The sequence below is a fragment of the Klebsiella sp. CN_Kp066 genome (assembly GCF_040065135.1).
Taxonomy (GTDB): Bacteria; Pseudomonadota; Gammaproteobacteria; order Enterobacterales; family Enterobacteriaceae; genus Klebsiella; species Klebsiella oxytoca.
In genome coordinates this window covers 1-513 of the sequence record NZ_JBEAIU010000022.1, presented here as the reverse complement: position 1 = coordinate 513, position 513 = coordinate 1, and the positions used below count along the sequence as shown (strand labels likewise).

The following is a 513-nucleotide window of genomic DNA, read 5'->3' as shown; positions in this document are numbered from 1 at the left end:
GCTCGCTGACGTTCCCGGCCTTGTCCGTCACGGTGGTGCTCAGGCTGTGGCTGCCCTCGTCCAGGGTATCCGGCGTAAAGCTCCAGCGTCCGTCCTCGCCGGCAACCACGGTACCCAGCACCGTGTCGCCGTCGTAGATCGTGACCGTGGCCCCCGCCTCCGCCGTGCCGCTCAGGGTCGGCGTGGCATCGTTGGTCAGATCGCCGCTGGCCAGCGGGCCGGTGTGTCCGGCCACGTCGTCGGTCACCTCCGGCGCACTGGCAGACGGCGCGGTGGTATCAATTGTCAGCTCAAACGCCGGGGAGCGCTCGCTGACGTTCCCCGCCTTATCCGTCACCGTGGTGCTCAGGCTGTGGCTGCCTTCATCCAGTGCATCAGGGGTGTAGCTCCAGCGTCCGTCCTCGCCGGCAACCACGGTACCCAGCACCGTGTCACCGTCATAGATCGTGACCGTGGCCCCCGCCTCGGCGGTACCGCTCAGGGTTGGTGTGGCGTCGTTGGTCAGATCGCCGC

Annotated in this window: 1 protein-coding gene; it reads right to left on the bottom strand. The window is 68.2% G+C overall.

What is annotated here, in order from left to right; all coding sequences use genetic code 11:
* Positions 1-513: Ig-like domain-containing protein (locus tag ABLV75_RS02890; protein WP_348854885.1), on the bottom strand; the 513-nt coding region annotated here is incomplete at both ends.